Source organism: Thiomonas sp. 13-64-67, from assembly GCF_002282795.1.
GTDB lineage: Bacteria > Pseudomonadota > Gammaproteobacteria > Burkholderiales > Burkholderiaceae_C > Thiomonas > Thiomonas arsenitoxydans.
Window position 1 is genome coordinate 1 of the sequence record NZ_NCKP01000080.1, and the last position, 9558, is coordinate 9558.

Below are 9558 nucleotides of genomic sequence, written 5' to 3' on the forward strand. Positions count from 1 at the left end.
TGTTCGCGCGCAATGCCTACAACACCGAATTCGCCGGTCGCGTGGCGTTTTTCGATGTCGACAACCCGGCGCGCAGCGTGACCGGCGACCGCAGTGAATTCATCGGCCGCAACGGCACCCTGCGCGACCCGGCGGCGCTGCGCAACGCGCGGTTATCCGGGCAAGTCGGCGCGGCGCTGGACCCCTGCGCGGCCATCCAGATTCCCTTCGATCTGGGCGCGGGCGACACGCGTGAAATCATCTTCCGCCTGGGCGTGGCCGAGAGCCCCAAGGCCGCCAGCACGCTGGTGCAGCGCTGTCGCGGACTGGGCACGGCGGCCACCACGCTCGACGCCGTACGCGAGCACTGGCGCAGTACGCTGGGCGCGGTGCAGGTGCGCACGCCCGACCCCGCGCTGGACTTGCTGGTCAACGGCTGGCTGCTGTACCAGGTGATCGCCTGCCGCTTTCTCGCGCGCAGCGGCTACTACCAGTCGGGCGGCGCCATCGGCTTCCGTGACCAGTTGCAGGACGCCATGGCGATGCTCCACGCCCAGCCCGATGCGGTGCGCCAGCATCTGCTGCTATGCGCGGCGCACCAGTTCAGCGAAGGCGACGTGCAGCACTGGTGGCATCCGCCGCTGGGCCGCGGCGTGCGCACCCGCTGCTCCGACGATTACCTGTGGCTGCCGCTATGCGTCAGCCGCTATGTGCAGATCACCGGCGACCAAGCCGTGCTCGACGAGACTGCGTCCTACCTCGAAGGCCGCGCCGTCAACGCCGATGAAGAGGCCTATTACGACCGCGCCACACGCTCGGAGCTGCGGGAGTCGCTCTACCAGCATTGCGTGCGCGCCATCGAGCACAGCATGCCGCGCGGCGCGCATGGCCTGCCGCTGATGGGCACGGGCGACTGGAACGACGGCATGAACCGCGTGGGCGACCACGGCCGTGGCGAAAGCGTCTGGCTCGGTTTTTTCTTGCATGAGGTACTGCAGCGCTTCGTGCCACTGGCGCAGTCGCGCGGCGACGCCGACTTCGCTGCGCGCTGCGTTGACGCCACGGCGGCGCTGCGCGCCAGCCTCGACCAGCATGGCTGGGATGGCGCCTGGTATCGCCGCGCCTACTTCGACGATGGCACGCCGCTGGGTTCGGCTGGCGGCGCGGAATGTCAGATCGACGCCATCGCGCAGAGCTGGGCCGTGCTGTCCGGCGCCGCCGATGCAGACCGCCAGCGGCAGGCGATGGACGCGCTCGACCAGCGTCTGGTACGCCGCGATGCCGGGCTGGTGCAATTGCTCGACCCGCCGTTCGACCAGACCCTGCTCGACCCCGGCTACATCAAAGGGTATGTGCCCGGCGTGCGCGAGAACGGCGGCCAGTACACGCACGCCGCGGTCTGGGCGGCGATGGCCTTCGCCGAACTCGGCGACGCCACCCGCGCCTGGGAGTTGCTGGACATGATCAATCCAGTGCACCACGCGCGCAGCGCCGCCGACATCGAGCGCTACAAGGTTGAGCCCTATGTCATGACCGCTGACGTCTACGCCGCCCCGCAGCATGTCGGGCGCGGCGGCTGGAGCTGGTACACCGGCTCGGCCGGCTGGATGTACCGCCTGATCGCGGAGTCGCTGCTCGGCCTGCGCCGCGAGGGCGGACACTTGCATCTCGCCCCAGTGCTTCTGGCTGACTGGCCTGGGTTTGAGCTGGATTACCGCTACGGCAGCACGCTGTATTGCATCCGTGTCGGGCGGACGCTGTCGTCCACCAACTCCGCAGAGATTACAGCCCAGATCCTGCTCGATGGCGTGGTGCAGTCTGCAGCGAGCATCGCTTTGCTGGACGATGGCCGCAGCCATCAGGTCGAGCTACGGCTGGCATAAGCTCATTGAGCATCCTGAGCCTCGCAGCATCGCGCGGGCTGTTCAATGCAACTGCAGGCCGCCAGTGCCAAAGATCCCGATGAGTCCGATGAGAATCAGGTAGACCGCCACGATGTAGTTCAGAAGGCGGGGCATGGCGAGGATCAGGACACCGGCAACCAGGGAAACCAGCGGGCCAATACTGAGATGGAGATTCATATGCGTCCTTGTGGCCGCGTCGGAGTGCGCAGGCATGACCATGAAGTTAGCCTTCCAGGCGTCTGCCGTCTGTGCGCTAACGAACGTCAGCGCTTTGAATGGCTTCGCCCGAGCGACGCATTGACGCACTGCAGCGTGCGCTGGCGTACAGACATCCGCGCAACGCAGATCTAAAGTCTGTAGCTTCCATGCTTCCTGAAGCTGAATCATTCCGCGATGCAAGCCACAGGAAGCCGCCTGAGCCAAGAGCCCACTGACATGACCAGACCTCGCACTGCAGCGACCCGCGCATTTCTTCAAAAATGCGCGGTCCTTTTTTCCGGAGCGCCATGGATGCTGAGCGGAGCCCAGGCGCAGATGCCGACCCCGCCGGCCCCTGTGCATGTCGGCAGTCATCTGTGCGGCGGAGTGGGCGATAGCAGTTTGACGCAATTGCAATCAAGGGCTACCGACTACAACCTGGGGTTCTGGATGGTCGGCGGGCCGGGTGGAGCCTATCTGGCGGATGTGCCGATCGAGATCCGGTCCGGCAGCCGGACGGTGGCTAGGTTTACCGCGGATGGCCCCCTGTGCTACGTCAAACTGCCTGGGGGGCGTTACACAGTGACCGGAACGCATAACGGCCAGACCCGCAGTGTCCAGGTGCACAGCGGAAGCATGAACAACTATTTGCGCTGGTAGATTTTGCGCCAGCCATCAACCGCAACACGCCGCGTCGCCCGCCATGCCATCAAAAGCGCTCCCCCGCCTGAAATGCAAAAATCCAGACACTCCCTAAGCCGAGCACACGTACCGCCCTGCGCTTGCTTGGTGTAGCCAGAATTGATTGCCGCAGCTGGCATTCATGACGGCTCCGACTCTCTTGACCGGCCACAATCAGCCGTAGAACGTATCCCCTTCAAGGCATTCCACCTTGAATCATCTGCGCCCATCATCACCATTGAGGCGATTGCCAACAACGAAGGCCAGCTGATCATCCCCTACCACTGTGCCGAGGCGCTGTCGACAGACGGTTGAACCAACCCGCGCCCTGGTCTATGGCCTTGCCAGCTTTTTCTGCCGGGCCCTCTGGTTTTTGACAGCCGTAGAGCACCGCCATCAGAAGGCTGATGGCGACGATTGTTGCGGGCCGTTTGAAAGATCGGTTCATGGTGTTTCCTGGTTGTGGAGGTCTGTCAAACAATATGGCTTACTTGCCGATTTCATGCCCGATCACGCCGCCCACCGCGGCGCCACCGACCGTCCCGATTCCGCTCCCGCCCGACAGCACGGCGCCGCCCACTGCGCCAACGCCCGCACCGATCGCGGTGCTTTTATCCTGCGACGACATCCCCGCACAGCCGCCCAGAGCCAGAAAGAACATGGCAGCGGCAACCGAGGGGAGAATTCTTTGTTTGATGTTCATGATGCGACCTTTTGAATGGGTTGGAAAAAACAGCGCACGTCGCCCCGGTGAGGCGACGCACGTATTGGAGGGGGATCAGGCGCCTGTGCGATGGCCTACAACGCCGCTGCCCAGGATCGATTCCCTCGCGGCGTGACTCGCCTGTTTACTTCAGACTCATGTTGTCCTGAACCGCCTTCACGCCGTCCACGTTGCGTGCAAGGGCGACCGCTCTCAGCTCCTCTTCGCGTGTGCCGACAAAGCCGCTGAGTTGCACCACGCCCTTGAAGGTCACCACCTTGATTTCGAACAGCTTGAGCTGCGGGTCGCCAAAAATCGCGGCCTTGACCTTGGTCGTGATGGCCGTGTCGTCAATGTACTGGCCCGTGCTGTCGTGCCGATCTGTGGCGGCACAACCTGTAAAACTGACCAATGAGGCCGCCAGCATGACGGCATAAAGCACTTTGTGGGATCGCATGATGCATTCCTTTGAAATAAACCGAGTGTTCCCGAAGGCGTGTTGCCCAAGGGGTGGATGTTTGATGGCGCAATGGCGCAGGCGTATGAACGCTTACATGCGCCCTGTGAGAAAGAGGATCAGCACCACGATCACAATGAAGCCAAGAATGCCGCTGGGAAAGTACCCCCAGCTGCGGCTGTGGGGCCAGCTTGGAAATGCGCCGATCAACATCAGAATCAGGATGATCAGCAGAATGGTGCCTAACGACATGGTCATACTCCTCGTGTGCAGCGATGGGCGCGATGACTCTCGACCGACCGCTTTGCTTCAGGGCTGTGCAAGGTCAGATTGACCCCAGGCTCAGATTGCGGGACCGTCGTCTTTGCAGTGCTTCTGCCAGGCGGCGAGTTGCTGCTCCGCTTCGTCCTTGGTGATGCCATAGGACTCCTGGATCTTTCCGGCGAGTTGCTCGCGTTTGCCGTCGATCTCGGTCAGCTGATCGTCAGTGAGCTTGCCCCATTGCGCTTTGGCCTGACCCTTGATCTGCTTCCAGTTGCCTTCGATACGTTCCCAGTTCATGTTCAATCCTTCAAGTGATGGGGCAGTTGCCCCGGTTCATGTCGCTTCGGCATCACGTTGCATTTCTGCGGTGTCGTGGCATGCACTGAAGGTATCGAACTGCAAGCAAAGTGTCTGTGCGCTAACGAACATGCAAGACCGTTTTTTCACGCGAAGTCGGGTTCTGCGCGCTCCGGGGCCTTGTCTTGCATTGAGGCGTCGTAAATCCGCTGATCCAGCGCATAGCAGCTGCATGCCCTGGATTGCAGGGCGATGCGATTCACCACCCGGAGATCACCGCGGTGGTACGCAATCAAGCCGCTGCGCTGCAACTCTCCCGCCGCCACCGTCACGCCAACACGCCGAACGCCCAGCATCTGGGCGAGATCTTCGTGCGTGACATGAAACGTGTCGGCGTGGGCGCGGTCCTGGCTCATCAACAGCTGACGTGCCAGCCGGGCTTCGATCAGATGAAAGCGTTGACACGACACGGCTGCTGCCCGTTGCGCCAGCAACACATAGACATAGCGGTGCAGACCCTGACGCAGCGCCGGGCTTTGCGCCAGCGCCTCTTGCAACGCACTTTGCTCGATTCTCCACGCCGCCCCGGAACCTCGCACCAACGCGAGCAGCGGGGTGGTCGTCACGCCGAGAGCCAGCTCTGCGCCCAGCATGCCTTCGCGTCCCACCATGCCCACTTCCAGCGGCGCCTGCGCGCCTGTCTGCTGCAGCAGCGAGACATATCCGTTGACTGGGAAGTAGGCATGCGCGGTCTGCTGGCCTGGCGCGCCCAGCATGGCGGCAAAGACCAGATCAACCGGCTCGCATCGCTTCAGTAAACGACGCTGTTCGATGCGAGGCAGGCGTTGAATGAGCGCATTCTGAGCGGTGAACAAAAAGGCTTTCGTGAACAGCACATCCAACGCATGCCGTGATGCAGCCCAGACCGGGCCGTGCGTGGCGTCTGGAACCGATGCCGACACGATGCGCCCAAATCTCCGCGGTGTCCGTTTGCTGCCGCACATAGCGATCGGCAGATCGTGCGGCCCGGCTTGCGCCAACCATCATTACGCCCAGCAGCCGTGCGCCAGTTTTTGCGCAACGAGGGCGCGATGTGGCCTGGGCGATCAGATGGCCAACGTGGCCGGAAGCAGTCGGTCGTACTCCGCCTTCACCACCGCGTAGCACTCGCAACTGCGTTGCTCCAGCCCAGCCCGGTTGAGCACCTTGATACGGCCGCGTGCATAGTCAATCAACCCTGCCCGCTGAAGGCTGAGCGCGGCTTCGGTGACCCCTTCGCGGCGAACACCGAGCATGTTGGAGATGAGTTCCTGCGTCATGACCAGATCGTTGCCGTCAAGCCGGTCCAGGCTCAGCAGCAGCCAGCGGCAGAGTTGCTGGTCCAGCGAATGATGCCGGTTGCACACGGCAGTCTGCGACATTTGCGTGATAAGCGCCTGCGTGTAGCGCAACAGCAGATGCAGCACCGGCCCGGCGCGATTGAATTCAGTCTGCATGCCCGAAGCGCGCAGCCGATATCCCTCGCCTGCACTTTGCACCACCGCACGGTTGGTGGTGGATTGGCCACCCATGAAGAGCGAGACGCCGACAAGCCCTTCCCGACCAACCACTGCAATTTCGGCGGAGGCGCCGTTTTCCAGCACGTACAACAGGGAGACGATGGCGGTCGTCGGAAAGTAAACGTGGCTTTGCAGGCCGCCCGCCTCGTAGAGCACCTGCCCCAGTTCAAGCTTCACCCGTTCAAGTTGCGGCTTCCAGCGCAACCATTCCGCATCGGGAAGCGAGGCCAGCAGTTGATTGAGCTTCGGGTCGTCTGCGATTGGGCGCATGTCATTCTCCGGGAGGTGCGTCATTGATCCGTTGGGCCAGGACATCACGCCTGGAGCGACTCGCCAGGCTGGAAGCAACCCCGTGAACTCTCACGGAGAAGGAGGCGTTGATGCAGGCAAGTTGATTGGTCAAGCGAGATGAAGCGCCGAGTTTTATTCCCTGCAACACGACACCGCCATTGTCGCTGACCCGCCCCGCGCAGCGGTCAGGACACTCCGCACGGCACGTCGATGGCGCTGGCTGGGGCGCTGGCTATAGGGCGCTGACTTTTCCACTGTGGGTCTACGGCGCGGTGAAAATCGGCATTCCGCCGCAGGTGTTCATGCTGAGCACGCTGATTTTTGTCGCCGGCCTGCTGCTTGCGGGCGTGAACTGGTGGGCGCTCGCCGTAGCCCGTGAACAGGCCCCCGCGCTTCTTATTTGCCGCCGCGACGCATGCGGTTGCGCCGGGTCATCGCCTGGCAGGGTTCGCAGTCGTCCTTGCGGGCCTTGCGGCCGTAGCGCCCGGCGTAATGGTCGAACACGGCGCGCGGCACGACATGCAGGAATTTGCCCAGCCACCCCATCTGCCACGGAATGGTGACGTAGGCGCGACCCGCGTCGATGGCGGGCAGGGCGTGACGCGCGAACTCGGCGGGTGAAATGAGAAAGGGCATGCGAAAGCGATTGCCCGCCGTCATGGGCGTTTCGATATAGCCGGGGCTGAGGGTGACGACTTTCACGCCGCTGGGCCGCAGTTCCACCCGCAGGCTTTCGAGCGAGCGGATGAGGGCGGCCTTGCTGGCGCAATAGGCGGCGTGGCAGGGCAGGCCGCGAATCCCGGCCACGCTGGCGATACCCACCAAGGCACCGCTGCCGCGCGCGCGCATCGGCGCGATAAAGGGCGCCAGGGTGGCGAGCGCGGCGGCCCAGTTGATGTCCATGATGTCGATGGCGACGTCGAGATCGTCGGCTTGCGACAGATCGACGCCGTGGCTGATGCCTGCATTGGCAATGACCACCTGCGGGCAGCCCCATTCGCGCAGCAGGGTGTCGGCCTCAAGGCGCAGGCGGTCGGTGTCGCGGACGTCGGCGGCGATGAGCCGCACGCGGGCCGCATCAGTCGGGTCGAGATGGGCATCGCGTGCGACTTGCTCCAGCAACTCGGCGCGGCGGGCGATCAACACCAGCCGCCAGCCGCGAGCGGCATAAGCCGCAGCCAGCGCTGCGCCGATGCCGCTGGACGCGCCGGTGAGCAGCACGATGGGCGCGGGCGATGCGGCGGTCATGGCGTGGCTCCCGGTGGGGTTTGGCTCGGCACGATGACGGCTTTCACCCGTCCCTGCAGCGATGCAGTGCCCGCAATGCCGTTGAAATCCACTGCATTGCCGGAAAAAACGGTCTGCCCCTGCTGCACCACCGTGGGCTGGTTCGACTGCACGATCTGCTGGTTGGGGAAGATGTTGAGAAACTCGCTGCGCACGATCAGCGGGGCCTGATGGGGCACGCCGCTGCGCTCCACCACGGCCTGGCCGAGCAGCTGCACATTGCTCCCGTCTTTGTTGGACAGGCCGCGCAGCGCGCTGGCCGTGGTGACGATGCCCTGGGGGTTGACCGCGCGCAGCTGCGGCGACGTGATGTCGAAGGTGTCGGAGGCGGGCAGGTGCACCATCTGCGTGCCGCGCAAAACGGCGCTCAGCTGTCCCTGGGCGTTGTAGCTCGCCGCAGAAAATCCGCGCAGCAGGTAGTCGGGCAGGTTGGAGTGCGCCGCGTCGATTCGGGGGTTTTGCTCGGCGCGCATGACCACCTGCGCCACCCACCAGCTGAACGCGGCGGCCAGCGCCAGCAGCAGGACGGGCGTCCAGGCGCTGAGGCGGAGCCAGAACTGGCGCGGGTTGATTCTCATGTCGACAGGGGCTTCAACGCGCGCTGGGCAGCACGGCGCCCGGCTCGGCCAGGGTGCCGCTGATGGCATCGTGAGGGCGGCCCGGCGGTGGTGTGTGCGGCTTGCCGTCGAGCGCATCCTGCAGCAGGGCGGCGTAGGTGCCGCGCGCCATCAGCAGCAGATCGCAGACTTCGCGCACCGCGCCGAGCCCGGCGGGGGCTCGGGTGATGTGGCTCACGCGGGCCAGCACCTCGGCGTGGCTTTGCGGCGGCGCGGCGCTGAAACCCGCCCGGGCGATCAGGGCGAGATCGGGCCAGTCGTCGCCGATGATGGCCACTTGCTTCCAGCTCAGCTCAAGCTGGTCGAGCAGGCTCTGGGCGGCGGGCAGCTTGGCGCCGCTGCCCAGCACGCTGTGTTGCAGGCCGAGTTCGGCGATGCGCGCGCGCAGCGCGGGGCTGTCGCGCCCGGAAATGACGACGGGCTCGATGCCTGCGCTCATCAACAGCTTGAGGCCGTGACCATCGAGGGTGGAAAAGCGCTTGAGTTCTTCGCCCTGCGCGCCATAGAGCAGGTCGCCGGGGGTGAGCACGCCGTCCACGTCGAGCAGCAGCAGTCGCACATCGAGCGCGGCGAGTAGGAGTTCGGGCTCAAAGGCGAGACGGGGTGTGGCGTCGCGGGGTGTGGCTTCGATAGGCGGGTTCATGGCGGATTTGTTCACACCCTCTCAGATCACTTTGGCGGCGAACAGGTCGTGCATGTTCAGCGCGCCGACGGGCTTGCCTTGCGCATCGACGACGAGCAATTGGTTGATGCGGTATTGCTCCATGAGTTGCACCGCTTCGACGGCGAGCGCGTCCGGGCCTATGGTGTGCGGCTGCGGGTGCATGGCCTGCTGCGCTTGCAGGGTGTTGAGGTTGGCGCCCTTTTCGATCAGGCGTCGCAGATCGCCGTCGGTGATGATGCCCGCCAGCACGCCGTGCGCATCGACCACGGCCGTCATGCCCAGGCCCTTGCGGGTGATTTCCATCAGCGCGGCGGTGAACGGCGCCTCTTCCGTCACGCTGGGCACGGCCTCGGCGCTGCGCATCACATCGCGTACATGGGTGAGCAGTTTGCGCCCCAGGCTGCCGCCGGGATGGGTGCGGGCGAAATCTTCGGGGCCGAAGCCGCGGGCGTCGAGCAGGGCGACGGCCAGGGCGTCACCCAGGGCAAGCTGGGCGGTGGTGCTGGCGGTGGGCGCGAGGTTGAGCGGGCAGGCTTCTTGTTCGACGGCGCAATCGAGCAGGATGTCGGCATGCCGCGCCAGGGTGGAGTCGGTGCGGCCGGTCATGCCGATGAGCGTGGCGCCCAGGCGCTTGACCTGCGGCACGATGCGGGTGAG

The 9558-nt window shown here is 64.5% G+C and carries 13 protein-coding genes; 2 read left to right on the top strand and 11 right to left on the bottom strand.

The genetic code is table 11. The annotated features are described in order from the left end of the window. Window positions 1-1862, top strand: a 1862-nt coding sequence (locus tag B7X30_RS14140; RefSeq protein WP_502694446.1) for a glycoside hydrolase family 94 protein, incomplete at its 5' end; no start/stop codon positions are given. Window positions 1863-1904: 42 nt separating this feature from the next. Here the strand turns inward: B7X30_RS14140 and B7X30_RS14145 are convergent. Continuing rightward, window positions 1905-2060, bottom strand: coding sequence for a DUF3096 domain-containing protein (locus tag B7X30_RS14145; RefSeq protein WP_013104354.1), 156 nt, complete (start codon window positions 2058-2060; stop codon window positions 1905-1907). A gap of 822 nt (window positions 2061-2882) precedes the next feature. Between B7X30_RS14145 and B7X30_RS14150 the strand changes: the two genes are divergently transcribed. Further along, window positions 2883-3077, top strand: coding sequence for a hypothetical protein (locus B7X30_RS14150; protein ID WP_013104356.1), 195 nt, complete (start codon window positions 2883-2885; stop codon window positions 3075-3077). Between the two features lie 172 nt (window positions 3078-3249). Here the strand turns inward: B7X30_RS14150 and B7X30_RS14155 are convergent, their stop codons facing one another. The 10 genes from B7X30_RS14155 to B7X30_RS14200 all read right to left on the bottom strand — a co-directional run. Further along, on the bottom strand, window positions 3250-3465 hold the full coding sequence (locus B7X30_RS14155) for a YMGG-like glycine zipper-containing protein (RefSeq protein WP_286731401.1): 216 nt from the start codon (window positions 3463-3465) through the stop codon (window positions 3250-3252). Window positions 3466-3610: 145 nt separating this feature from the next. Further along, complete coding sequence (locus B7X30_RS14160; RefSeq protein WP_013104358.1) at window positions 3611-3922, bottom strand: BON domain-containing protein; 312 nt, start codon at window positions 3920-3922, stop codon at window positions 3611-3613. Between the two features lie 93 nt (window positions 3923-4015). Continuing rightward, on the bottom strand, window positions 4016-4174 hold the full coding sequence (locus tag B7X30_RS14165; protein WP_013104359.1) for a DUF3309 domain-containing protein: 159 nt from the start codon (window positions 4172-4174) through the stop codon (window positions 4016-4018). A 90-nt stretch (window positions 4175-4264) separates the two neighbouring features. Beyond that, window positions 4265-4483, bottom strand: a complete 219-nt coding sequence (locus B7X30_RS14170; protein ID WP_156053999.1) for a CsbD family protein — start codon at window positions 4481-4483, stop codon at window positions 4265-4267. 146 nt (window positions 4484-4629) lie between these two features. Continuing rightward, window positions 4630-5445 carry a Crp/Fnr family transcriptional regulator gene (locus B7X30_RS14175; RefSeq protein ID WP_353681923.1) on the bottom strand — a complete coding sequence of 272 codons (816 nt, stop codon included), beginning with the start codon at window positions 5443-5445 and terminating at the stop codon, window positions 4630-4632. 144 nt (window positions 5446-5589) lie between these two features. Continuing rightward, entirely contained in the window at window positions 5590-6312 is a 723-nt protein-coding gene (locus tag B7X30_RS14180; RefSeq protein ID WP_286731407.1) for a Crp/Fnr family transcriptional regulator, read from the bottom strand. A gap of 417 nt (window positions 6313-6729) precedes the next feature. Continuing rightward, a complete protein-coding gene (locus tag B7X30_RS14185) occupies window positions 6730-7581 on the bottom strand; it encodes an SDR family oxidoreductase (RefSeq protein ID WP_286731410.1) in 852 nt (283 codons plus the stop codon). Next, the gene (gene lptC / locus B7X30_RS14190) at window positions 7578-8198 is read right to left on the bottom strand and encodes an LPS export ABC transporter periplasmic protein LptC (protein ID WP_286731413.1); all 621 of its coding nucleotides are present in this window, start codon (window positions 8196-8198) and stop codon (window positions 7578-7580) included. The genes B7X30_RS14185 and lptC overlap by 4 nt, the downstream gene beginning before the upstream one ends. A 13-nt stretch (window positions 8199-8211) precedes the next feature. Then, window positions 8212-8880 carry a KdsC family phosphatase gene (locus tag B7X30_RS14195; protein WP_286731415.1) on the bottom strand — a complete coding sequence of 223 codons (669 nt, stop codon included), beginning with the start codon at window positions 8878-8880 and terminating at the stop codon, window positions 8212-8214. A 21-nt stretch (window positions 8881-8901) separates the two neighbouring features. After that, window positions 8902-9558, bottom strand: a 657-nt coding sequence (locus tag B7X30_RS14200; protein WP_286731416.1) for a KpsF/GutQ family sugar-phosphate isomerase, incomplete at its 5' end; no start/stop codon positions are given.